Here is a 23,863-nt window from a genome sequence, read left to right as displayed (position 1 = left end):
CCCGCCGGTCAGTACGTGCGCTTGGCAAGCGCGATGGGTTGGGTGTCGGGGTTGAGCGGCTTGAGATTCACCGGCTTGTACACGAGCCGGTTGCCGTCACGGAACCACAGGGTATGCTTGAGCCACTCCTTGTCGTTGCGCCCGTTGGGGAATTCGGGGGTGTCGGGACAATCGTCGCGCACGTGCGCCCCGCGGGATTCCTTGCGCGCCGCCGCCGAGATCATCGTCGCCTTGGCCACCTCGATGAGATTTTCGAGCTCGAGCGCCTCCATGCGCGCCGTATTCCACACTTTGGAATGGTCGCGGATGGCCGTACGACGTACGCGTTCCTCGACCTCGAGGATCTTCTGCACGCCTTCCTCGAGCATGTCCTTGAAGCGAAATACGCCGGCGTGTTTCTGCATCGTGCGCTGCAGCTCGAGCAGCACGTCGGCCACCGGCTCGCCTTCTTTCTGGTTCTCGAGACGCGCCAGGCGCGCGAGGCTCGGCTCGGCCGCATCCTTGGGCAGCTCACGCAGCGTGAGGTTGCCGCTCTTGATGTCGGCCACGGCAGTCTCGGCCGAAGCCTTGCCGAAGACGAGCAGGTCGAGCAGGGAGTTGGTCCCCAGACGGTTGGCGCCATGCACCGACGCACAGGCGCACTCGCCGGCGGCATAGAAGCCGGGGACCGGCGCGTTCGGGTCGCCATCCTGGGGCATCACCACCTGGCCCTTGTAGTTGGTCGGAATGCCACCCATCATGTAGTGGCAGGTGGGCACGACCGGAATCGGCTCCTTGATCGGGTCGACCCCGGCGAACTGGATGGAGATCTCGCGGATGCCCGGCAGCCGCTTCATGATGATCTCGGGCGAGAGGTGCGTGATGTCGAGCAGCACGTAGTCCTTGTTCGGCCCGCAGCCGCGCCCTTCGTTGATCTCGGTGACCATGGCGCGGGCGACGACGTCGCGCGACGCGAGATCCTTGAGGTTGGGCGCGTAGCGCTCCATGAAGCGCTCGCCGTTGCAGTTGCGCAGGATGCCGCCTTCGCCGCGCACGCCCTCGGTGATGAGCACGCCGGCGCCGGCAACACCCGTGGGGTGGAACTGCCAGAACTCCATGTCCTCGAGCGGGATGCCTGCGCGCGCGGCCATTCCCAGGCCGTCACCGGTATTGATGAAGGCGTTGGTCGAAGAGTGGTAGATGCGCCCCGCCCCGCCGGTGGCGAAGATGGTGGCCTTGGCGTGAAAGATCGCCACTTCGCCCGTCTCGAGCTCGAGCGCCGTGACGCCGAGCACGTGCCCTTGGCTGTCGCGGATGAGATCGAGCGCCATCCATTCGACGAAGAAGTGCGTGCGCGCACGCACGTTGCGCTGGTAGAGCGCGTGCAGCATCGCGTGCCCGGTGCGGTCGGCCGCGGCGCAGGAGCGCATCACCGGCGCCTCGCCGTAGTTCATCGAATGCCCGCCGAAGGGACGCTGATAGATCTTGCCTTCGTCGGTGCGGTCGAACGGCATGCCGAAGTGCTCGAGCTCGATGACCACCTCGTTGGCCTTGCGGCACATGAATTCGATCGCATCCTGGTCACCCAGCCAGTCGGAACCCTTGACGGTATCGTACATGTGCCAGTGCCAGTGATCCGGCGTGGAGTTGCCCAGCGAGGCGGCCACCCCGCCCTGCGCCGCCACGGTGTGCGAGCGCGTGGGGAAGACCTTGGTGAGTACCGCCGTGCGCAGCCCCGCTTCGGCCAGTTGCAGCGCCGCGCGCAGGCCGGCGCCGCCGGCACCGACGATCACGGCATCGAACGTATGCTTCGCGACTTTCACGGTCAGAGTCTCCACAGGATTTTGGCCGCCCAGCCGGCGTAGCCGACGAGCAGGAAGAGCGTGATGAGGTGCAGCGCCAGGCGCAGCCCCAGCGGCTTGACGTAGTCCATCCAGATGTCGCGCACGCCGACCCAGGCATGATAGGCAAGCGACATGAAGAAGAGGAAGGTGAGGAAGCGCATCAGCCCGCCCGAGAAGAGCGCCGACCAATGCTCGTAATCCATCTTGGGCAGCGTGAGCGCCGCGAAGGCGAACACGATGGTATAGAGCACCATGTACGTGGCGGTGGCACGCTGGGCGAGCCAGTCGCGCAGGCCGTAGTGGGCGCCGACGACGAGACGTTTTACCATAGCCAGACTCCCAGGATCACGGTGAGCGTGAGGCTGACGATCAGCACCAGCCGCGCACTCTGGCGCGCGGGCTCGAGCTCGATGCCCTTGTGCAGATCGAGCAGCAGGAAGCGGATGCCGGCGCAGAAGTGGTGCAGGTAGGCCCACAGCAGGCCGAAGAGGATCAGCTTCACCAGCGGATGGCCGACGATTGCCTTATAGGTGGCAAAGGTCTCGGGTGAAGACACGCTCAGGTCGAACAGATACAACAGGAACGGCAACAGCAGGAACAATCCGGCCCCGCTAATCCGATGCAGGATCGAGACGATCCCCGGCAACGGCAGCCGAATTTCCCGTAGGTCGAGAAACTTGGGCCGCGCCTTTCGTGCCACGCTTGCTTCGCTCATCGCGCTTGCTCCCTTGGTCACACACACGCGTCCGCCGTCGCGGACGCACCCTCGAAAAAACGGTGCTCGCCGACCCGGTGCTCAGGTCAGCTCGTTGTGGTAGTGGTATTGCGTGGTGAGATAGCGCCCGCGGCGCCATTCCACCGGCCGATCGTTGTAAGTATACGTCACGCGCTCCACCGACAGAAGCGGCGTTCCCTCCTTCACGCCCAGCGTCTCGGCCGCCATGCGGTCGGCGGCCACGGCGCGGATGCGCTCCTCGGCCCGCAGCATGCGCACCCCGAAGCGCGTCTCGAAGAAACTGTAGAGCGAGCCTTTCCACTCCTTGAGCGTGTCGAGCGTGAGCCCCTCGAACACCTCCCCGGGAAGGTAGATCTCGTCGAGCACCACGGGCTTGCCGGAAAACTTGAGCACGCGCCTCAGGATGATGATAGGATCGCCCACGGGAATTTGCAGCACACGCGCCGCCTCCTGCCCCGCCTTGGCGCGCCAGCAGTCGAGCGGCACGCTCTGCGGCTGGGTCAGGCTGCCGTCGTCGGGCACGAGCCGCAGAAAACGGAAGAACTGGCGCGGATCGTGGTGCGAGACCACAAAAGTGCCTTTGCCCTGCTTGCGCACGAGCACGTTCTCGGCGGCCAGCTCATCGACGGCCTTGCGCACGGTGCCTTGCGAAACGCCGAAACGGGCCGCCAGCTCCTGCTCGCTGGGAATGGCCTCGCCCGGTCGCCATTCGCCGGATTCCAGCGCCTGGACGATCAACGATTTGATCTGCCGATACAACGGACTGAAGGTGGGTGCATTCGAGGCCATGTTCGTTATTTCAGCACAAAAAGGATAGGACGTCTACCATGTCCACCGTCTTATATAAGATATAAGACATGGATTGACAAGCCCCGGCCGCCGGACTAGGATTCTAAGATTATCGTCCACCACGGAGAGCACCGATGAGCAAAGCCCCCGTTCGCGTCGCCGTCACCGGCGCCGCCGGTCAGATCGGCTACAGCCTGCTGTTCCGCATCGCCAGCGGAGAAATGCTGGGTAAAGATCAACCCGTCATTCTGCAGCTGCTCGACCTGCCCCAGGCCCAGAAAGCCGTCAAGGGCGTGATGATGGAACTCGAAGACTGCGCCTTCCCGCTGCTCGCCGGCATGATCGCCACCGACGACCCCAACGTCGCCTTCAAGGATGCGCAGATCGCCCTGCTGGTGGGCGCGCGCCCGCGCGGCCCCGGCATGGAGCGCAAGGACCTGCTCTCGGAAAATGCCAAGATCTTCACCGTGCAGGGCAAGGCGATCGCCGAACACGCCAACCCCGACTGCAAGGTGCTGGTGGTGGGCAACCCCTGCAACACCAACGCCTACATCGCGATGAAAACCGCCGAAAAAGTCGGCCGCGTCCCCTCCAAGAACTTCACCGCCATGCTGCGGCTCGATCACAACCGGGCACTCGCCCAGCTGGCGATCAAGACCGGCCGGCCGGTGTCGAGCTTCGAGCACATCGTCGTCTGGGGCAACCACTCCCCCACCATGTACCCCGACTATCGCTTCTGCACCTCCAACGGCGAGTCGGTCAAAGATCTCATCAACGACGAAACCTGGTACCGCGAAGTCTTCATTCCCACCGTGGGCAAACGCGGCGCGGCCATCATCGAGGCGCGCGGCCTCTCTTCGGCCGCCTCCGCTGCCAACGCCGCCATCGACCACATCCGCGACTGGTGGCTGGGCACGAACGGCCGCTGGGTGACCATGGGTGTGCCTTCCGACGGTTCCTACGGCATCCCCGAAGGGATCGTCTTCGGCTTCCCCTGTGTGTGCGAGAACGGCGAATACCGCATCGTCCAGGGGCTGCCCATCGACGACTTCTCCCGCGAGCGCATCCTCGCCACGCTCAACGAACTCATGGAAGAGCGCGAAGGGGTCAAGGATCTCCTCGGCTGAGGCAAACCCCGAACAAAGCGTGTATCATGAAGGCACGTCGCCGCGCATTGCGGCCGCGTGCCTTTTTCTCGTCCTTCGCAGTCTCGATGCCGCCATGACCGAATCCAAGTTGCTGCGCCCGGCCCAAGTCCTCTTCGAACGCGAACGCCAGCTGCCCGACATCCCCGCCGTCGACCACTACGCCGGCAGCGAGAAGTTCATGCGCCGGGCGCTGGCCTTGCAGGCCGAGATGGGGCCCGTGTTCGACGTCACGCTCGATTGCGAAGACGGCGCACCGGCCGGCAATGAAAAGGCACACGCAAAGATGTGCGCCGAGCTCGCCGTCTCGAGCGAAAACCGCCACGGCCGCGTCGGCGTGCGCATCCACGATCTCACCCACCCGCACTGGCTGCGCGATCTGGAAACCATCCTGCCGATCGCCGCAGGCCGCCTTGCCTACCTCACCGTGCCCAAGGTGCGCTCGGCGCGCGACGTGCGCACCGTGCGCGAAGCGATGCGCCCGCTGTTGCCGCCCGGCACTCGGCCCCCGCCGCTGCACGTGCTCATCGAAACGCCGGAGGCGCTCGCCGAAGTCGCGCGCATCGCCCATGAACCGGGCGTGGAATGCCTCGATTTCGGTCTGATGGATTTCGTCTCTTCGCACCGCGGCGCGATCGGGGCAGAGGCGATGCGCTCGCCCTTGCAGTTCGAACACCCCCTGATCCGCCGCGCCAAGGCCGAGATCGCCGCCGCCGCGCACGCCGCGACCATCGTGCCGGCGCACAACGTCTGCACCGAGCTCGAGGATGCCTCCCTCGTCTATGCCGACGCACATCGCGCCCGCACCGAGTTCGCCTTCCTGCGCATGTGGAGCATCCATCCCAACCAGATCCGCCCCATCCTCGAAGCGATGCAACCCAGCGCGGCAGAGATCGAAGACGCGGTGCGCATCCTCACCGCAGCCCAAGACGCCGCCTGGGGTCCGATCCGCGACGCGGGCCACCTTCACGACCGCGCCTCCTACCGCTATTATTGGGCCGTGCTGCAGCAGGCGCGGCGCACCGGCATCGCGCTCGCCGACGAAATCCTGCATCGATTCTTCGGATCCGAATCGTGAACCGCCCGCCCTTCTTCGCGCCACGGCGCTTTCCCCGCTGGCTCGTCCCCTTGCTTCTGGCGCTGCCGGTGGCCGGGGCCAACGGGCAATCCTATCCTTCGCTTTCCGCGGAGGAATTCCGCGCCTGCCTCGAGCGCCTCGCCCCCGAAGCCGAGCGGCGCGGCATCCCGGCCGAGCGCTTTTCCGCCCTCACGGCCAGCCTCAGCCCCGACCCGAGCGTGATCGCCCGGCTGGATCGTCAGCCCGAATTCGTCATCCCCATCTGGCAGTATCTCGCCAACCTCGTCGATACGCGCCGCATCCAGACGGCGCAGGAGAAGCTGCACGAGAATGAAGGCTTGCTGCGCTACGTCGAGGCCACCTACGACGTTGATGCCGAGCTCGTCGTCGCCTTCTGGGCGGTGGAGAGCAATTTCGGACAGAATCTCGGGCGCGACGACCTGCTGCAATCGCTCGCCACCCTGTCGTGCTTCGGCCGGCGGCAGAGCTATTTCCGCCCCGAATTCCTCACGGCGGTCGACATCCTCGAACGTGGAGAAACCGGCGCCGAGCGCCTGCGGGGTTCCTGGGCCGGCGCCTTCGGACAGACCCAGTTCATGCCCAGCACCTTCGCGCGCTACGCCGTCGACTTCGACGGCGACGGCAAGCGCGACCTCTATCATTCCCTGCCCGACGTTTTCGCTTCCACCGCCAACTTCCTGAAGCAAGCCGGCTGGCGGCGCGGCGAACCCTGGGCGATCGAAGTCGTACTGCCGCCCTCGTTCGATGTCCAGCTCGCAGGGCGCACGAAAAAACGCCCGACGAACGAATGGCTCGCCATGGGTCTTCCCCGCGCCGACGGCAAACCCTGGCCGCGCACCCTACCGGAAAAAGCCGCCCTGCTCTTGCCGGCCGGCCGCCAAGGCCCGGCGCTTCTGGCCTTTCCCAACTACGACGCGATCTTTCGCTACAACGCGGCCGAATCCTATGCCCTGGCGATCGGGCTCCTCTACGATGCGCTGAAAGATCCCCTGAAAGCCGCCCGCTTCGATCCCAAGCAGCCTTTCGTGCAAGCCTGGCCCACCGACGACCCGCCGCTCACCCGTTCGGAAACGCTGGAGTTGCAAGAACGTCTCTCCACCCTGGGCTACGATCCGGGCACCATCGACGGCGTGGCCGGCGCCCAGACGCGGGAGGCACTGAGCCGTTTCCAGCAGGAATGCGGCGGCCAGGCACTCGAAGCCGATGGCTGGCCCGGCACGAAGGCGCTGGAGCAGCTGCGGCGCTTCGAAGGTGGCTGCAACAAAACGCACTGAAACCAAAGCAGGCCCATTGCGCTTCGCTTCGTTCGCCGTGATCAACTCATGGAAGTGTTTTCACCTCTAAGAGTGCGCCCGTGCCGGGCGCACGCATAAAAAAAGAAGCCACCCAATCGGGTGGCTTCTCTGCTGCCAGGCGGTCCAACGTCCCGCCGCGGCGGGGCAGACGTCAGGCCTTCTGAATGTTCGACGCTTGCTTGCCTTTCGGCCCTTGCGTGACTTCGAAGCTGACTTTCTCGCCTTCCTTCAGGGTTTTGAAGCCCGGCATGTTGATCGCGGAGAAATGCGCGAACAGATCCTCACCGCCGTCATCGGGGGTGATGAAGCCGAACCCTTTGGAATCGTTGAACCACTTGACAGTACCAGTTGCCATGATGAAGCTTCCTTCGTTACTACTTTATTGAAACGGGCCATTCGACCCACGGTGTGCCGAGCAGGAATCGCGAATCTCCGCAAGCGGTGAAGACGATGCGCGCTTCGAACACTGTCGCTACGATACGCGCCTTTTACGCCGGCGTCAATACATTTTTCCCTGCGTGCAGATTTTTTTTACGCCAGCGCCCGCAGCATCCTCACGATGGCGAAACCGCCTGCCGTCGCCAGGAGCGATCCGCCCACGTGCAGCGCCAGCGCGACGAGCGCGAGCGCGAGGCGCCCGTGCTCCAGTAAGGCGAAGACTTCGGCGCTGAAGGTGGAAAAAGTCGTCAGCCCCCCGCAAAACCCTGTGGTGACGAAAAGGCGCCACCCCGCCGGCATCCCCGGCCAAGCCGAGAACACCGCGATCGCCGCGCCGATCACGAATCCGCCGATCAGGTTCGCCGCGAGCGTCCCCGGCGGCAGTTCGGGAAACCAGGCATTGAGCCGCACGCCCAGCTGCCAGCGCAGCAAAGCCCCCAGCGCCGCGCCCAGAGCGATCGCTGCGGCTTGAGCGGCAGAGGCTCCGATCAATCCCCGCCCTCCTTCTCCCGCCGGCGCCAACGCCTGCGCAGCGGCGTTCCCTCGCCGGCGGCGGCATGGATCTCGGCCATGCGGCGCAGCTGCGCCGCGACTGCCTCGTTCACCGTGCGTGCTCGCCCGGTGGGAATGCGCCCGTCGGGTGCACCGGCGGGGAGGCCGGTGAGCAGGGCCATCGCCTCGTCCACCGTCTCCACCGTCCAGATCGAGAAACGGCCCGCCCGGACGGCCTCGACCACTTCCTCGCGCAGCATCAGATGGCGCACGTTGCCCCGGGGGATGATCACCCCCTGCTCGCCGGTGAGTCTCCGGCGGGCGCACAGGGCGAAGAACCCTTCGATCTTCTCGTTCACGCCGCCGATCACCTGCACCTCGCCAAACTGATTGACCGAGCCGGTCACCGCGATTCCCTGGGCGAGCGGCAGGCCGGAGATGGCCGACAGCAGGGCGCACAGCTCCGCGAGCGAAGCCGAATCGCCCTCGACGAAGGCGTAGGATTGCTCCATCACCAGGCTCGCCGACAGCGACAGCGGCTGATGGCGGCCGAAGCGCCCGGCAAGGAAAGACGCGAGGATCATCACCCCCTTGGAGTGGATGGCCCCGCCGAGCTCGGTCTCGCGTTCGATGTCGACGACCTCGCCCTCGCCGCCCAGGCGCACCGTGGCGGTGATGCGCACCGGATAGCCGTAGCTCTGATGCGCGACGTCGACCACCACCAGGCCATTGATCTGCCCGGCGCGCGCGCCCTCGGTAGAAATGAGGAGCTCCCCCTCGAGCATCGCCTCGATCGTCTCCTCGGCATGACGGGCAAGGCGCCGCTCACGCGCCGCCACTGCCGCACGCACGGCTTCCACTGTGATCTCCTGCGCTGCATCGGCATGCGTCAGGGCGTCCGCCTCTCGCAGCAGATCCACCAGCGTTCGCGTGCGCAAGGTCAGCCGATGGGCATGTTCGGCCTCGCGAGCGGCCTGATCGAGCACTGCTGCCAGCGCCTCGGCCGACAGCGGTCGCAAGGCGTTCTCGCGTGCCAGATGCACCAACAATCGCGCCAGACCCGCCTCGGTTTCGGGCGTGCGCGGCACGTCGTCGGCCGCCTCGGCCGGAATCTTGAAGAGATCCTGGAAATCATCATCCAGATCGAACAACGCATGGAAAGTGTCGGCCGTACCGATGAGTACCACCTTGAGCGGGCAGTCGATCGGCTCGGGTTCCAGCATGCGCACGCTGCCCCAGCCGGCCGCCTCGGGCGGCGGCTCGATGCGCACCTCGCGCCGCTGCAGGGCTCGTTTCAAGGCGTCCCAGGCCGCCGGCTGGGCGAGCAGACGCTCGGCATCGAGCAGGAGGAACCCGCCGCGCGCCCGCGCGAGCGCCCCGGCGCGGATCAGCTGGAAATGCGTGATGCGCTCGCCGAGCTGCTGCAGCGTCTCGACCCAGCCCACGAGGTTGGCATAGCTCGGGTTGTCTTCGAACACCACCGGCGCACCCTCACCGGCCTCGTGCGCCACCAGCACGTGGATCTGGTAGCGGATGAGCGGAGAAAACGCCGGATTGCGTCCGCCCTCTTCCTCGTCCTCCAGCCACTCGCGCTCACCGTCGAGGATGTCCTGCTCGATCTCGTCGAGCAGGCCGATCACCGCGGACAAACCGGCGTATTTCTCCCGCAAAGGGGTGAGCAGGTGCCGCACCACCGGTTCGAGCGCCTCGCGCTCGGCGCGCCGGATCGCGGCATAGAGCGCTTCGCGCCAGGCGGGGAATTCGTCGAGCACTTCCACGAGGCGCTGGCGCCAGCGCTCCACTGCCTGTTCGATGCGCGCCTTCTCCTTGGCCGGCAGGGCTTCGTAGCGCTCCGGTTCGAGCGGCTCGCCCGCCTCGTCCACGGGGACGAAGGCCCAACCATCGCCGGTCTGCAGCAACTTGAGCCGATCCTCGGCGCACGCCTGCACGATCGCCTCGATCGCCCGGCTCTCGCGCTCCTTGTGCGCCGACTCCAGCGCCTCGATCCGTTCCTGATGGGCTTTCGCCTCGAAGGCCGCGTTCACCGCCGGTTCGAGCTGGCGCGTGAAATTCTGCAAGTCGTCGGAGAGCACGCGCGCCGTGCCCGCGGGCAACTTGAGCAGGCGCGGGCGCTGCGGGTCGGAGAAATCATAGCGGTAGGCGAGGTCTTCCGGCGCCGGTAGGCGGCGGGCCGTCTCCCCGATGTGATGCAGCGCGATCGCGTGTCGCCCCGTGCCCGGCAGACCGAAGAGGAACACGTGATAGCCACCCACGTGATTCATCGCCAGAGCGAAGCGCAGCGCTTCCTCGGCCCGCTCTTGCCCCAGCCCCACGGGCACCGTCTCGCCCGGCTCGGCCAGCACCGCCGCGATCGCGGCCGGATCCGTGACCCGGCGCAAAGACTCGGCCGGCAGGCGATGGCGCGCCCGCGGCATTTCCCCGTCGAATTCGTCCATCGCGCGCCGTCAGTCCGCGAGCGGTTCGATGCGCAGCCGCGTGACGGCCCCCTGCACCGCCGGCAGCGTTTCGATCGCCGCGATCGCCCGGTTCATCGCCGCTTCGCTCGCCTCGTGCGTGGTCATCACGATCTCCGCCCGGCCGCAGGCCGGCGCCTTCTGGATCATGGCCGCGATGGAGATCTCCTCGGCAGCGAGCACGCGGGTGATCTCCGCGAGCACCCCGGGCCGGTCGGCCACCGCGAGCCGCAGATAGGAAGCGGTACGGCACTCCTCGATGGGCAGCGCCGCCACTTCGCGCACCTGATCGGGCTGGAAGGCGAGGTGCGGCACCCGGTGTTCGGGATCGGCCGTGTGCAGCCGCGTGACGTCGACCAGATCGGCGATCACCGCACTCGCGGTGGGCTCCGCCCCTGCCCCTTTGCCGTAGAACATCGTCTGCCCCACCGCGTCGCCCTTGACCAGGACCGCGTTCATGGCGCCGTTGACGTTGGCGAGAAGGTGATCGGCCGGCACCAGGGTGGGATGCACCCTCAGCTCGAATCCGCCTTCGCGGCGCTTGGCGATCCCCAGCAGTTTCAGACGATAGCCGAGCTCCTCGGCATAGGCCACGTCGCGCGGCTCGATCCGGGTGATCCCCTCCACGTAGGCGCGCTCGAACTGGATCGGCACGCCGAAGGCGATCGAGGCCATGAGCGTGGCCTTGTGCGCCGCGTCGATTCCTTCCACGTCGAAGGTCGGATCGGCCTCGGCGTAGCCGAGCTGCTGCGCCTCGGTGAGCGCCTGGGCAAAGGTCACGCCGCGCTCGCGCATCTGCGTGAGGATGTAATTGGTGGTGCCGTTGATGATACCGGCCACCCACTCGATGCGGTTGGCGGTGAGGCCCTCGCGCAGCGCCTTGATGATGGGGATGCCGCCGGCCACCGCCGCCTCGAACGCCACCATCACGCCCCTCTCCTGGGCCCGGGCGAAGATCTCATTGCCGTGCACGGCGAGCAGCGCCTTATTGGCGGTGACCACGTGCTTGCCCGCCTCGATCGCCGCGAGCACGAGATCCTTGGCGAGGGTGTAGCCGCCGATGAGTTCGACCACGATGTCGATGTCCGGTGCGCGCACCACGGCGAAGGCATCGTCCGTCACCTCCGCCGCCCCGGCGGTGAGCGCCCGGGCGCGCTCCACGTCGCGGTCGGCCACCCGCGTGATGCGGATCGGCCGCCCGGCACGGCGCGTGATCTCCTCGGCGTTGCGCTGCAGCACGCGCCACGTCCCGCCACCGACGGTCCCGATCCCCAACAGCCCCACCTGCATCGCCTTCATCGTCATTTGTCATTTATCCTTTTTCGCTGAACCCATCACCACCTGATGCCGTCGCCGGTAGCGCTCCAGAAAGCGCTCGATGCGCCCGATCGACTCGTGCAGATCGTCGACGTGCGGCAGAAACACCATGCGGAAATGATCCGGTTGCGGCCAGTTGAACCCCGTGCCCTGCACCAGCAGCACCTTTTCCTCCTCCAGCAACTGGAGGATGAACTCCTGATCGTCGGCGATCGGATACACCTTCGGATCCAGCCGCGGGAACATATAGAGCGTCGCCTTGGCCTTGACCACAGACACGCCGGGAATCCGGCTCAAGAGCGCATGCGCCGTGTCGCGCTGGCGCGTGAGCCGCCCCTGCGGCGCCACCAGATCCTGGATGCTCTGATACCCGCCCAAGGCGGTCTGGATCGCCATCTGCCCCGGCACGTTGGAGCACAGGCGCATCGAAGCGAGCATGTTGAGCCCCTCGATGTAGTCGGCCGCGTGCCGCTTCTCGCCCGAAATCACCATCCAGCCGGCGCGATAGCCGCAGGCGCGGTAATTCTTGGACAGCCCGTTCATCGTGATGAAGAGCACGTCGTCGGCCAACGACGCGATCGAGGTATGCGTGTTGCCGTCGTAGAGCATCTTGTCGTAGATCTCGTCGGCGAACACGATCAGCTGGTGCTCGCGCGCGATCTGCACGATGCCTTCCAGGATCTCGCGCGGATAGAGCGCCCCCGTGGGGTTGTTCGGATTGATGACCACGATCGCCTTGGTGCGCAGCGAGACCTTCTTGCGGATGTCGGCCAGATCCGGCAACCAGTCGGACGCCTCGTCGCACAAGTAATGCCGCGGCTTGCCGCCCGCCAGGCTCACCGCCGCCGTCCACAGCGGATAATCGGGCGAGGGCACCAGCACCTCGTCGCCGTGCTCGAGCAGCGCCTGCAGGCTCATCACGATGAGCTCGGAGACGCCGTTGCCCAGGATCACGTCCTCCACGTCCACCCCGGCGATCCCCTTCTGCTGCGTGTAGTGCACCACCGCCTTGCGCGCCGAGAAGAGCCCCTTGGAATCGGAATAGCCCCCTGCCTCGCGCAGGTTGCGGATCACGTCGACCACGATCTCCTCGGGCGGCTCGAAACCGAAGGGCGCGAGGTTGCCGATGTTGAGCTTGATGATCTTGTGGCCGTCTTCCTCCATCTGCTTGGCGCGCGCCAGCACCGGCCCGCGGATGTCATAGCAGACGTCGTCGAGCTTGGACGATTTCAGGATACGGCGCAAAGACGGCGGCGCGGCCTCGACCACCGCCTCCGGCGCTTCTTTCTCCGTCTGCCCCTGCCGTACCGGCACCACGTTTCCGCTGCGCATTCCCATGTTTGCGTCCTCGCACGAAAGCGCCCGCCTTGCCCGGCCGGGCGCGAAACGGTAATCTTAGCCAAAAATTACCGCCTTGCGGCAATTTCCCCGGGAAGAAGATCATGGAATTTCGCCTCGAGCAGCCCCGCGACATCCGCCTCGTCACCGCCCACGGCCCCGGCTGGGTCGAGATCGACCGCCAACGCCACGAAACCAACCTCATCCTCACCCCCGAAACCGTCGCCCCCTGGTTCGAGGGCGGGTTCGATGCGCTCGACGAACCGGCGCTCGAACCCCTCCTCGCCCTGCGCCCCGAGCTCGTGCTGATCGCCACCGGCGCCACCCTGCGCCGCCCCCCCGTGCCGCTGCTGCGCCGGCTCGCCGCCGCCGGCCAAGGTTTCGAATTCATGACACTCGCGGCCGCCTGCCGCACCTATAATGTCACCGCCAGCGAAGGCCGCCGCGTCGTCGCTGGCCTCATCCTCACCTGATACGGCAGGAGACGATCATGCTCGAACCCGGCACCCTTGCCCCCGATTTCACCTTGCCCGCCACCGGCGGCCAGGAAATCACCCTCTCGGCCCTGCGCGGCCGCCCCGTCGTCCTCTACTTCTACCCCAAGGACAACACCCCCGGCTGCACCAACGAAGCCATCGCCTTTCGCGACCTCACCCCCGAATTCTCCGCCCTCGGCGCCGTGATCCTGGGCGTGTCGCGCGACAGCGTCAAATCCCACGAGAACTTCAAGGCCAAGTACCAGCTCCCCTTCGAGCTCGTCTCCGATCCCGACGAGATCGCCTGCTCCGCCTACGGCGTGATCAAGGACAAGACGATGTACGGCAAGCCCGTGCGCGGCATCGAGCGCTCCACCTTCCTCATCGGCCCCGATGGGCGCATCCTGCACCTGTGGCGCGGCGTCAAGGTCGACGGCCACGCCCAGGAAGTGCTCGCCGCCCTGCAAAAAGCCCTCGCCTGAACATCCGCCAAAGGACCGTCGATGCCCCGCCGCCGCCCGAACGCCGCCGAACGCAAGCTCTACGTCATCGACACCAACGTGCTCATGCACGACCCCACGGCGCTCTTTCGTTTCGAGGAACACGACCTCTTCCTGCCCATGGTGGCGCTCGAAGAGCTCGACACGCACAAGAAAGGGCTCTCGGAGGTGGCGCGCAACGCCCGCCAGGCGAGCCGCGCGCTCGAAGCCATCGTCAGCGGCCGCGAAGCCTCGCTCGCCGAAGGGTTCGACCTCTCCGGCCCCTCCGGCGGCCAGGCCACGGGCCGGCTCTACCTGCAGACCGAAGCGCTGGAAGCGGAACTCCCCACGAGCCTGCCGCTGTCGCGCGCCGACAACCAGATCCTCGCCGTGGTCAAGGCCATGGCGCAGCGCCTCGCCCCACGCCCGGTGATCCTCGTCTCCAAGGACATCAACCTGCGCATCAAGGCCCGCGCGCTGGGGCTTGCCGCGCAAGATTACCGCAACGACAAAATCCTCGAAGACACCGACCTCGTCTATCCCGGCGTGCGGGCGCTGCCGCCCGACTTCTGGGAGACCCACGCCAAAGGGCTGGAATCCTGGCGCGACGCCGGCCACGACTGGTACCGCATCCAGGGACCGATCGTGCCCGAGCTCCTCCTCAACGAATTCGTCTATCTCGAAGGGCCGCAGCCGCTGGAAGCGCGCGTCGTCGCCCTGGAGGGCAAGCGCGCCGTGCTGCGCACCCTCACCGACCGCCGCCACGAGAAAAACGCCGTCTGGGGCATCACCGCGCGCAACCGCGAGCAAAACTTCGCCCTCGACCTGCTGCTCGACCCCGAAATCGACTTCGTCACCCTGCTCGGGCAGGCCGGCACCGGCAAGACGCTCCTCACGCTCGCCGCCGCGCTCGCGCAAACCTTCGAGCAGAAACGCTACACCGAAGTCATCTTCACCCGCACCACCGTACCGATTGGCGAAGACATCGGCTTTCTTCCCGGCAGCGAAGAAGAAAAGATGACCCCCTGGATGGGCGCCCTCGAAGACAACCTCGAAGTGCTCCTGGGCGGCGCCCACGAAGGCGGCGACTGGGGCCGCGCCACCACCGGGGACCTGGTGCGCAGCAAGGTCAAGGTGAAGAGCCTCAACTTCATGCGCGGACGCACCTTCGTGCGCAAGTTCCTCGTGCTCGACGAAGCGCAAAACCTCACGCCCAAGCAGATGCGCACGCTCATCACCCGCGCCGGCCCTGGCAGCAAGGTGGTATGCATGGGCAACCTCGCCCAGATCGACACCCCCTACCTCACCGAAGGCAGCTCCGGGCTCACCTACGTGGTGGAGCGCATGAAAGGCTGGCCCCACGGCGGCCACGTGCTGCTGTCGCGCGGCGAACGCTCCCGGCTCGCGGACTATGCGGCGGAGGTGCTGTAACAGTCCCACATCGCAATCAGGCCGGATCTCTTCGTCTTGCATTCTCGCTCAGACAGCGTCATAATAAATTACAATGTCGGCAAGGAGCAGGGAATGCACCAGCCATCCTGCCACGCAGCGGGGTTCACCCTCGTCGAACTGATGGTCGCGATCGCCATGCTCGCGATCCTGCTCGCCATCGGCATCCCGGCGTTCGCCCCCCTCATCGCCTCGAACCGCCTCACCTCCGCCACCAACGAACTCGTCGCGGCCCTGCAAACGGCGCGCACCGAAGCCATCCGCCGCAACGTCCGCGTCACCGTCTGCCCCGCCGCCCCCACCGCCACCGCGTGCTCCGGCGCCTGGCGTGACGGCTGGATCGCCTTCGTCGACCAAACGCCCGGAAATACGCCCGCCCCCGAGAGCGCCAACGACATCCTCTTTCGCGGCGGTCCACTGCCGGCCGGCATCGTGGCGGTCGCCAACGCCCCCCTTTCCTCCTACGCCTCCTTCACTGCCGACGGCGCGAGCAAACAACTCAACGGCGCCTTTCTCGCCGGCACCCTGCGCGTGTGCTCCATCAGCACCGCGCTCACCAACGATCGCCGCGCGCGCGATCTGGTGCTGATCGCCTCCGGGCGCATCGTCCTCACCACCCCGACGGGCGTTGCTTCAACCTGCCCGTCGCCTTGAGACTCCATGCCATGCCTTTCCGCGCTCACCCATTCCGACAACGCGGCTTCAGCCTCCTCGAAGTGCTGATCGCCGCCCTCATTTTCGCCATCGGCCTGCTGGGCCTGGCGGGACTGCAGGCTCGCACGCTCGCCGCGGCCAACTCCAGCTACGAACGCTCCGCCGCCGTCATGTCCGCCTACACCATCCTCGACGCCATGCGCGCGGCGGTGATGAGCACGACGGACCCAGGAACCCGCTCTACCCTCGCTGCTGCCTACGTCTCATCGGATTGGCGCTGCAGCGCTCCCAGCGGATCGACGCTCCCCCTCTCCGACCTCAAAACCTGGATCGACAGCATGCGCGGCACGTCGAGCAATCCCCCTTTGGTGCACCCCTCCGCCTGTGGTCGCGTCACCGCCATCGACGCCGACACCTTCACCTATCGCGTCGAAGTCTGCTGGGACGACAGCGCCGGCGGCGACAACACCGACAGTGGAAACTGCCTCGGCGGCAAGCCCGCAACCCTCATCTCGGTCACGAGTCGTCTATGAAAAACCGCCCTTCCTCCCCCCTGCGCCAGCGCGGCCTCACCCTGGTCGAACTGATGGTCGCCCTCGTGCTCGGCCTCGTCGTCATCGGCGCGGTCGTCAACCTCTTCCTCACCAACCGGCAGACCTACCGCACCACCGAAAACCTCGCGCGCATGCAGGAGAACCTGCGCTTCGCCTTCGAGCTCATGGCGCGCGACGTACGCGAGGCCGGCGCCACGGCCTGCGGCGCCACGAATTTCGCCAACGTTCTCAATGGAACCCCCGCCACATGGAGCTGGCAAGGAGAATCCCTCACCGCCTACGCCCCCGGCGAGACGCTCCCCTCACCCGCCCCCTCCAACGTCGCCGCCGGCAGCCCCGTGCTCTCCATCGTCAAGGGGAGCGACCCTTCCAATGAAATCCACGTCACCGATCACAATCCCGCTGCCGCCACCCTCACCCTCTCCTCCACCACTGGCCTCGATGTAGGAGACATCCTTTTTCTATGCGAAGGGCCTGATGCCGCCATCTTCCAAGCGACCAAGGTGAACAGCAGCAGCCTGACGGTCGTCCACAACGACGGCAACAGCATCGCCCCCGGCAACTGCACCAAATGCCTCAGTACCCCCGTCATCTGCGGCAGCGGCGGCGCGGCCCCCCAACCCGCCTCTTGCCGCAATTTCACCGGCGGCACCCTCTTGAAGTTCCAGCACGTCCTCTGGTACGTCGGCACCAACGACCGCGGCGGCACCTCTCTCTACCGCAAGGTCGGCAACGACGCCGCCGTAGAAATGGTCCCTGACATCGATCAACTCTCCCTGAGTTTTCTCTCCGTTGGCGGCACGACCTACCAACCCATCGCCAGCGTCACCGACTGGACCAAGGTCCGGGCCGTGCGCATCATGGTACGCAGCGTTTCCACGGACAGAATCGGCACCGACGGCCAACCCCTGCGCCGTGAATACCCCTTCACCATTGCCTTGCGCAACCGCCTGAGCTGAGGTTTCCGCCATGGCACCCCTTCCCCTCCGCCTTCCTTCGCCCTCCGTACCCCTCGGCCAACGCGGGGCTGCGCTCGCCACCACCCTCATCCTACTGGTGATCGTCACCCTCATCGCGCTCGGTGCCACCCGTTTCGTCGCCCAGGAAGAGAAGATGGCCAGCGGCATCTTCGATCGCGCCATCGCCTTCCAATCGGCCGAAGCTGGATTGCGCCGCGCCGAAGCGCTTGCCCTACAAAGCACCCCGCCCACTGCACAACCGAACAATACCGATGGCGTATGTAATCAAACCTCCTGCAGTGGTGGCCTATGCGCCCCTCCCGACGCCGATTGCACACCCCGTTGGAAAGACTCTTCCTTCACCGGCTGGATTTCCATTCTCAGCCCACCGGACGTTCCCCTGCCTGTCGAAGGCTTCTACGAATACCTGGGCACTTACCCCAACTGGTACCTCTGCGACCGGGAAAATCCCGTGCCTCCCAATTGTCTTGGTCGCCGCTACCGCGTCACCGTTCGCGCCGTCCGCACGCCAGGCGCTACCGTCATCCTCGAAAGCCAGTACCAAGGCTCCTGACCCAGAACCTGGAGACGGACATGTCCCGCATCCACCGCCTCGTCTTCGCCACCACCCTAGTCATCCTGTCCACGGTCGCAGCTGGCAGCCCGTTAGACATCCCCAACGTGCCGCTCAACACAGGGGTAGGCGTCGACCCAAACATCATGCTCATACTCGACGATTCGGGATCGATGCAGTTCGAAATCCTCCCCGATACTTTGACTTCATCGGGCACCTACTTCCTTTTTCCCCAGCCTTCCAATCCCTATGGGGGAAATACTTACAACAACGCCTACCTCGGCTTGGACGACACCCAAAACCCTAACGTTACCTTGCGTTCCTCCACTCAAAACGTACTCTTCTACAATCCTACCGTCACCTACCAGCCCTGGCGCAAAGCGGACGGCAGTTCCTATCCCAATATCGATCCTGCAAGCGCCCCTTACGACCCGGCAGGAAGAAATAATTGCAAAATCAATCTAAAAACGGGGGGCATGACGGGAAGTAACTGTTCGAGAACCACTTTATCTTACCCTATCACATTCTATGTCTATGTCGGCAGCGGCGACGTCACCGCCCGGACGAACTACATCCGCTATCAATACCGCAACGGAACGTTCTATCAATGGCAGGTCGGAACCAGGTCCAATACCGAACAAGCACTCACTACCCTGCCCTGGGGACGCTCCACCGACGAGGAAGTTCAGAACTTCGCCAATTGGTTCAGCTACTATCGCTCGCGTATCCTCGCCGTTCAGGCCGGCGTCACCAACGCTTTTGCCGATTTGAGCGAAAATTTCCGCGTAGGATTTTGTACGATCAATACGTGTAATAACCGCAACGCAACACCCAATATCGCCATCCCAACGACAAGAAAATTTTCAGGGACGAATAAATCGAATTTTTTCGATACTTTTACCAAAGTAACAATCAACGCAGTAGGAACTCCCTTAAGGGAAGGATTGGATTGGGCTGGTAATAATTATAAAAAATCTGACGATAACGGCCCATGGGGACCAAAAGTTACCATCCAAGGTACAGCAAAGCAACTTTCCTGCCGTCAATCATTCACCATTCTTACTACCGACGGGTATTGGGACACGGGCTACGGTCTTTCAGAACTGGGCAATTCCGATGGTACCAATGGTCCAACAATAACTTCGGCCGACGGAAAAACTTCCTACCAATACACCCCGCAAAACCCTTATAAAGACAGTTACTCAAACACACTTGCCGACGTCGCCATGGAGTACTGGAAAAAAGACTTACGATCCGACTTGGACAACAACGTTCCGACGACCATAGCCGACCCCGCTTTCTGGCAACACATGACTACGTTTGCGCTCTCGCTTGGTGTCGCCGGAACACTCACGTATCCTGACGACCTCGCTGCCATTACCGCGGGCACAAAATCTTGGCCCGACCCGACAAAAAACAAAAATGAAACTCGCGTCGACGATCTCTGGCACGCCGCCGTCAATGGCCATGGACAATTCTTTGCCGCCAAGAACCCCGATGAATTTGCTCAAGGGTTGAAAAATGCGCTCGGCGCGATTAGCGACCGTACCTCCTCTGCCAGCAACGTCGCCGTAAACCTCCCCCGTATCACCTCCAACACTTTGGTCTTCCAAGCCCGCTACAAACCAGGAGACTGGACGGGCGAGCTTCTCGCTTACCCTATCACGATAAACGGGGTCGGCACGACGCCGGCATGGTCGGCCAGTATCCCCGGCGTCGGTTCGCGCCAGATCTTCACTTGGAACGGCAGCAACGGTGGCATTGCCTTCGATTGGAACGCTCTCACCCCAGCGCAAAAGACCGCCCTCGGTTCCCAGACCGACACCGTCAAACAGGACATCGTCAACTACCTGCGCGGCGACCAGAGCAAGGAAGTGAAAAACGGCGGCACGCTGCGCAACCGCGCGAGCCTGCTGGGTGACATCATTCACTCCAGCCCCGTATATGTCGACAACCACAAAGACGGGGCCGAACGTGCGCAGACCGTCTTCGTCGGCGCCAACGATGGCATGCTGCACGCCTTCGACGCCACCAACGGGCAGGAGATCTTCGCCTACGTGCCCAATCTCCTCATCGGTTCCAACCTCGCCGCGCTTTCTGATCCGGCCTACACCCACCGCTATTTCGTCGACGGGCCGATCTCCGTCTCCGATTCCACGCTCACGCCCAACAAGCAAATCCTGGTCGCCAGCCTCGGTTACGGCGGCAAAGGGCTCTTCGCTCTCGACGTGACCAATCCAAAGTCCTTCTCCGCCACCAACGTCAAGTGGGAATTCGGCAACGACCCCGATCTTGGGCTCGTGATCGGTGAGATGCTGCTCGCCAAGCTCAACAACGGAAAAACCGCAGTGGTTTTCGGCAACGGCTACAACAGCACCAACGAACACGCCGTGCTCTTCGTCGTCGACCTCGACACGGGGGCACTGATCCAGAAAATCGACACCGGCGCGGGTTCTTCGAATGGGCTTTCTGCCGTCCGCGGTTGGGATAACGACGGCAATGGAACCATCGACTACGTCTATGCCGGCGACTTGCAGGGCAACTTGTGGAAGTTCGATCTCTCGGACAACAACGCCAGCAAATGGGATGTCGCCCTCAAGCAGGGTAACCAAAAACAGGCGCTTTTCCACGCGCAGGATAAGAACGGCAAGGCCCAGCCCATTACCGCTCGTCCGTCCCTTGGGGCCAATCCAGCCGACGGCAGTCTCTGGGTCTTCTTCGGCACGGGGCGCTACCTGACGACCGGTGACGTCTCCGACACCTCCACCCAAAGTTGGTACGGGATCATCGACGATGGCAAGAATCCCGTAACACGCAGTCAGCTCAAAGAGCGTAAGGTTGTCGCGCGGGGAACGGACTCAAACACGGGCAATCCAGTTCGGGCTTTTGAGCTCGCTACCAGCGGCGATATGAATAACAAGAAAGGCTGGTATGTCGACCTCGACCCTGGCGAGCGCATGATCACCTCATCCCAGTTCTACGGTTCCGTTCTTCTAGCCAGCAGCATCATCCCGAGCGACGATCCCTGTACGCCCGGGGGCACGGGCTACGTCAATGCGATTGATCCTTTCACCGGCGCCGCACTCGGAACACCATTCTTTACCGACTATGGCACCTTGACCTTCAACGGTCAAAAAATCCCCGTCGGTTCCGTCGATCTCGGCATCGGCATGCCCGGCCAGGCGCAGATCGTGGGGGACAAACTCGTGGTGGGGGGCTCCAGCGGCGAAACCGCCTCGACCACCGTCAATCTGCCAAACATACTTCCCCACCGCGTCAACTGGCGCGAACTGATCCGGGAGTAATCCACCATGCACTGCACCCCACGCCGCAGCCGCGGCTTCACCCTGATCGAGCTGATGATCGTGGTGGCCATCATCGCCATCCTGGCCGGAATCGCCTATCCCAGCTACCAGCGCCACGTGCTGCAGACGCGCCGCACGGCGGCGCAGGGCTGCCTGATGGAGCTCGCGCAGTGGATGGAGCGCTACTACACCACCAAGATGACGTACAAGAACGCCGCCCTGCCGGCGCTCTCGTGCACCAACGAGCTGGGCAATTTCTATACCTTCGCCCTCGACGGAACGCCGTCCGAGACGGGCTACAAGCTCAAGGCCACGGCCAAAGGGGCACAGACGCGCGACACCGGCTGCACGCCGCTCACCCTGGACAGCGCCGGCACCAAGGGGCCGGCCGGCTGCTGGCGTTGACGCCGCAGGGGCGAGGATGCCTGCCGGGGGTGGCCGCGACGGCGTCGCTGGCTGCAACCCGGGGTACAATGGCGTGAGCGCCCCGCCGAGCCGAGCATGATTTCCCTGCCCCTGCGTGCCCTTTTCCTTGCCGCCGCCCTCACCGTGGCGGCGCTCCTTGCCTTCGGCCTCTACCTGCAGCACGGCCTGGGGCTGGAGCCCTGCCCGCTGTGCATCCTGCAGCGCATCGCCTTCTTCGGCGTGGGGCTCTTCGCGCTGCTGGGCACGATGCTCGCGCGTTGGCCGTGGGCGGGGCGCGGCTGCGCGGGGGGAATGCTGCTGTGCGCGCTGGGCGGATTGGGCCTGGCGCTGTGGCAGAGCTGGCTGCAGCAGCACCCGCCCAGCGACCCCTTCGCCTGCGGCCCGGGGCTGGATTATCTGGTGGAGACGCTGCCCCTTTCCGAATGGCTGCCCAAGGTCTTTGCCGGCGAGGGACAGTGCACGGCCATCGACTGGACTTTCCTGGGGCTTACCATCGCCAACTGGTCGGCGCTGTGGTTTGCCGCCTTCGCCCTGCTCGCGGCCTGGCTCGTGCTGCGCCGCGGCTGATTCAAGACAAGACTTCCACGATTCGCCCGCCCACCTCGCAGCGCCAGAGGCCGCCTTCGAGCCCGAGACAGCGGCGCACTTCCAGGCGCACGCGCAAGGGGCGCGCCGGCATGCCGCGCACCCCGCCGGGCTGTTCGACCTGGACGGCGAGGAGCTCGGACGCGGCAGGGACATAGTTGGTACGCAGCGCCATGCCGCCCGCCGAGAGCTCGAAGCAGACGGCCTCATGCACTTCGCCGCGCGGCGAAAGCAGGCGGGCAGGAACGCCGCCGGGCAGAGGAATGCGCCGCTCGCGGCGCCGTTCGACGAAATTGCCGACCATGAAAAGAGCCTCCCAAGCCAACGGGATTCAGTTTAGCTTGGGCTGGATGGGAAGGCAATGCGGGAGAAATGAAAAAAGCCTACGCGAGCGATCGCGTAAGCTTTTGGTGTGATTGGTCGGGGCGGCGGGATTTGAACTCGCGACCCCTTGCACCCCATGCAAGTGCGCTACCAGGCTGCGCTACGCCCCGACGAGTTCGCTATTGTAGCCGATTCCGCAGAAAACGCAAGCCGGACGCGCCGCTTTCGCTCCCTGTTTTTGCTGCATCGCGGAAATCGACGTGTTATGCTTGCCGCCGAAGCGTTGATGAACAACGAAGGAAGGAAGACGATGGCGCTTTATGCCTTGGGTGACAAACGCCCGCAGCTCGGGCCCGATTGCTGGGTGGCCGACAGCGCCGAGGTGATCGGCGACGTGCGGCTCGGGCGCGGGGTCTCGATCTGGTTCAACGCCGTGCTGCGCGGCGACAATGAACCGATCACGATCGGCGCGGGCACCAACGTGCAAGACGGCGTGATCCTGCACGACGACGAAGGAATCCCTCTCACCATCGGCGCGGGCGTGAGCATCGGCCACATGGCCATGCTGCACGGCTGCACCGTGGGGGACGGCTGCCTCATCGGTATCAACGCGGTGATCCTCAACCGCGCGGTGATCGGGGCGCACTGCATCATCGGCGCGAACGCCCTCATTCCCGAAGGCAAGGTGATTCCGGAGCGCAGCCTGGTGGTCGGCTCGCCGGGACGGGTGATCCGTACCCTGACCGACGAAGAAGTGTCGCGGCTGCACGCCAACGCGGCGCACTACCGCGAGGCGGCGCAGCGCTACCGCACGGCGCTCACGCGCATCGGCTGAGGATTCAGGGAGTCGCCGCCCTGGGCGGCAGCGTGAGGAGTACTTCGTCGGGGCGCAGGTAGTTGAGCGAGCCGCGTGCCACCGCTTCGAGCGCCTCGCCGCCATTTTTCAGCTCTTCGATTTCGGCCGCGGCGGCGGCGTTCCGCGCCGCCAGGGCCTCGTTGCGCTGGATGATCTCGTTGAGGCGGGCGTCGAGCCGCTGGCGGTGCAGCAGACCGTCGCGGCCGAGCCACAGTTGGTACTGCAGGAGCGCGAGCAGCACGACGAGGATCAGCCGCACCCACAGGCTCACGCCTG

At 64.9% G+C, this 23,863-nt stretch carries 25 protein-coding genes and 1 tRNA gene; 14 read left to right on the top strand and 12 right to left on the bottom strand.

Annotated features, from left to right (window positions below; translation table 11 throughout):
* Positions 1 to 8: 8 nt before the first annotated feature.
* The 4 genes from sdhA to EPD82_RS04475 form a co-directional block, all read right to left on the bottom strand.
* Positions 9 to 1,802, bottom strand: a complete 1,794-nt coding sequence (sdhA, locus tag EPD82_RS04490) for a succinate dehydrogenase flavoprotein subunit (protein ID WP_055423661.1) — start codon at positions 1,800 to 1,802, stop codon at positions 9 to 11.
* A 2-nt stretch (positions 1,803 to 1,804) separates the two neighbouring features.
* Positions 1,805 to 2,152, bottom strand: a complete 348-nt coding sequence (gene sdhD / locus EPD82_RS04485; protein WP_141055762.1) for a succinate dehydrogenase, hydrophobic membrane anchor protein — start codon at positions 2,150 to 2,152, stop codon at positions 1,805 to 1,807.
* Entirely contained in the window at positions 2,146 to 2,538 is a 393-nt protein-coding gene (gene sdhC / locus EPD82_RS04480; protein WP_055423659.1) for a succinate dehydrogenase, cytochrome b556 subunit, read from the bottom strand. The genes sdhD and sdhC overlap by 7 nt, the downstream gene beginning before the upstream one ends.
* Positions 2,539 to 2,619: 81 nt before the next feature.
* On the bottom strand, positions 2,620 to 3,348 hold the full coding sequence (locus EPD82_RS04475) for a GntR family transcriptional regulator (RefSeq protein WP_028874471.1): 729 nt from the start codon (positions 3,346 to 3,348) through the stop codon (positions 2,620 to 2,622).
* Between the two features lie 134 nt (positions 3,349 to 3,482).
* Between EPD82_RS04475 and EPD82_RS04470 the strand changes: the two genes are divergently transcribed.
* From EPD82_RS04470 to EPD82_RS04460, 3 genes are all read left to right on the top strand, one after another.
* A complete protein-coding gene (locus EPD82_RS04470; RefSeq protein WP_141055760.1) occupies positions 3,483 to 4,475 on the top strand; it encodes a malate dehydrogenase in 993 nt (330 codons plus the stop codon).
* Positions 4,476 to 4,569: 94 nt separating this feature from the next.
* Entirely contained in the window at positions 4,570 to 5,571 is a 1,002-nt protein-coding gene (locus EPD82_RS04465) for an HpcH/HpaI aldolase/citrate lyase family protein (RefSeq protein WP_055423756.1), read from the top strand.
* 50 nt (positions 5,572 to 5,621) lie between these two features.
* Entirely contained in the window at positions 5,622 to 6,866 is a 1,245-nt protein-coding gene (locus EPD82_RS04460; RefSeq protein ID WP_141055898.1) for a lytic murein transglycosylase, read from the top strand.
* A 172-nt stretch (positions 6,867 to 7,038) separates the two neighbouring features.
* On the opposite strand, the gene EPD82_RS04455 is transcribed toward EPD82_RS04460, so the two are convergent.
* From EPD82_RS04455 to EPD82_RS04435, 5 genes are all read right to left on the bottom strand, one after another.
* Complete coding sequence (locus EPD82_RS04455; protein WP_028874475.1) at positions 7,039 to 7,242, bottom strand: cold-shock protein; 204 nt, start codon at positions 7,240 to 7,242, stop codon at positions 7,039 to 7,041.
* Between the two features lie 176 nt (positions 7,243 to 7,418).
* Entirely contained in the window at positions 7,419 to 7,814 is a 396-nt protein-coding gene (gene crcB, locus EPD82_RS04450) for a fluoride efflux transporter CrcB (protein WP_141055895.1), read from the bottom strand.
* Positions 7,814 to 10,273, bottom strand: coding sequence for a Lon protease family protein (locus tag EPD82_RS04445; RefSeq protein ID WP_206202187.1), 2,460 nt, complete (start codon positions 10,271 to 10,273; stop codon positions 7,814 to 7,816). Before EPD82_RS04445 ends, crcB begins: the two co-directional genes overlap by 1 nt.
* Positions 10,274 to 10,282: 9 nt before the next feature.
* Positions 10,283 to 11,590, bottom strand: coding sequence for a homoserine dehydrogenase (locus EPD82_RS04440; RefSeq protein WP_141055885.1), 1,308 nt, complete (start codon positions 11,588 to 11,590; stop codon positions 10,283 to 10,285).
* Between the two features lie 9 nt (positions 11,591 to 11,599).
* Positions 11,600 to 12,946, bottom strand: a complete 1,347-nt coding sequence (locus tag EPD82_RS04435; RefSeq protein ID WP_276607287.1) for a pyridoxal phosphate-dependent aminotransferase — start codon at positions 12,944 to 12,946, stop codon at positions 11,600 to 11,602.
* Between the two features lie 104 nt (positions 12,947 to 13,050).
* Here EPD82_RS04435 and EPD82_RS04430 point away from each other — a divergent pair, with 104 nt between their 5' ends.
* From EPD82_RS04430 to EPD82_RS04385, 10 genes are all read left to right on the top strand, one after another.
* Entirely contained in the window at positions 13,051 to 13,419 is a 369-nt protein-coding gene (locus tag EPD82_RS04430; RefSeq protein WP_055423844.1) for an Mth938-like domain-containing protein, read from the top strand.
* Between the two features lie 17 nt (positions 13,420 to 13,436).
* Entirely contained in the window at positions 13,437 to 13,904 is a 468-nt protein-coding gene (locus EPD82_RS04425) for a peroxiredoxin (protein ID WP_055423843.1), read from the top strand.
* A 21-nt stretch (positions 13,905 to 13,925) separates the two neighbouring features.
* A complete protein-coding gene (locus tag EPD82_RS04420; protein WP_141055756.1) occupies positions 13,926 to 15,332 on the top strand; it encodes a PhoH family protein in 1,407 nt (468 codons plus the stop codon).
* Positions 15,333 to 15,425: 93 nt separating this feature from the next.
* Complete coding sequence (locus tag EPD82_RS04415; protein WP_141055753.1) at positions 15,426 to 16,004, top strand: GspH/FimT family pseudopilin; 579 nt, start codon at positions 15,426 to 15,428, stop codon at positions 16,002 to 16,004.
* Positions 16,005 to 16,015: 11 nt separating this feature from the next.
* The gene (pilV, locus tag EPD82_RS04410) at positions 16,016 to 16,537 is read left to right on the top strand and encodes a type IV pilus modification protein PilV (protein ID WP_141055749.1); all 522 of its coding nucleotides are present in this window, start codon (positions 16,016 to 16,018) and stop codon (positions 16,535 to 16,537) included.
* The gene (locus EPD82_RS04405; protein ID WP_141055746.1) at positions 16,534 to 17,517 is read left to right on the top strand and encodes a prepilin-type N-terminal cleavage/methylation domain-containing protein; all 984 of its coding nucleotides are present in this window, start codon (positions 16,534 to 16,536) and stop codon (positions 17,515 to 17,517) included. Before pilV ends, EPD82_RS04405 begins: the two co-directional genes overlap by 4 nt.
* Positions 17,518 to 17,527: 10 nt before the next feature.
* Positions 17,528 to 18,091, top strand: a complete 564-nt coding sequence (locus EPD82_RS04400; protein WP_055423838.1) for a pilus assembly PilX family protein — start codon at positions 17,528 to 17,530, stop codon at positions 18,089 to 18,091.
* A 20-nt stretch (positions 18,092 to 18,111) separates the two neighbouring features.
* Positions 18,112 to 21,396, top strand: coding sequence for a pilus assembly protein (locus EPD82_RS04395; RefSeq protein ID WP_170210785.1), 3,285 nt, complete (start codon positions 18,112 to 18,114; stop codon positions 21,394 to 21,396).
* A 6-nt stretch (positions 21,397 to 21,402) separates the two neighbouring features.
* Entirely contained in the window at positions 21,403 to 21,801 is a 399-nt protein-coding gene (locus EPD82_RS12250) for a type IV pilin protein (RefSeq protein WP_141055739.1), read from the top strand.
* Between the two features lie 96 nt (positions 21,802 to 21,897).
* Entirely contained in the window at positions 21,898 to 22,389 is a 492-nt protein-coding gene (locus EPD82_RS04385; protein ID WP_141055736.1) for a disulfide bond formation protein B, read from the top strand.
* Position 22,390: 1 nt separating this feature from the next.
* On the opposite strand, the gene EPD82_RS04380 is transcribed toward EPD82_RS04385, so the two are convergent.
* Together EPD82_RS04380 and EPD82_RS04375 are read right to left on the bottom strand one after the other, a co-directional pair.
* Positions 22,391 to 22,711 carry a PilZ domain-containing protein gene (locus EPD82_RS04380; protein ID WP_141055733.1) on the bottom strand — a complete coding sequence of 107 codons (321 nt, stop codon included), beginning with the start codon at positions 22,709 to 22,711 and terminating at the stop codon, positions 22,391 to 22,393.
* Between the two features lie 113 nt (positions 22,712 to 22,824).
* Positions 22,825 to 22,901: transfer RNA gene (locus tag EPD82_RS04375), tRNA-Pro, on the bottom strand.
* 140 nt (positions 22,902 to 23,041) lie between these two features.
* Here EPD82_RS04375 and EPD82_RS04370 point away from each other — a divergent pair.
* Positions 23,042 to 23,566 (top strand): gamma carbonic anhydrase family protein, encoded by a 525-nt coding sequence (locus tag EPD82_RS04370; protein ID WP_141055882.1) that lies wholly within the window; start codon positions 23,042 to 23,044, stop codon positions 23,564 to 23,566.
* Between the two features lie 4 nt (positions 23,567 to 23,570).
* On the opposite strand, the gene EPD82_RS04365 is transcribed toward EPD82_RS04370, so the two are convergent.
* Positions 23,571 to 23,858, bottom strand: a complete 288-nt coding sequence (locus EPD82_RS04365; RefSeq protein ID WP_055423832.1) for an FtsB family cell division protein — start codon at positions 23,856 to 23,858, stop codon at positions 23,571 to 23,573.
* Positions 23,859 to 23,863 lie beyond the last annotated feature (5 nt).

Source organism: Tepidiphilus succinatimandens, from assembly GCF_006503695.1.
GTDB classification, from domain to species: domain Bacteria; phylum Pseudomonadota; class Gammaproteobacteria; order Burkholderiales; family Rhodocyclaceae; genus Tepidiphilus; species Tepidiphilus succinatimandens.
The sequence above is the reverse complement of the archived record's forward strand: the minus strand, read 5'-3'. Positions and strand labels throughout refer to the sequence as shown.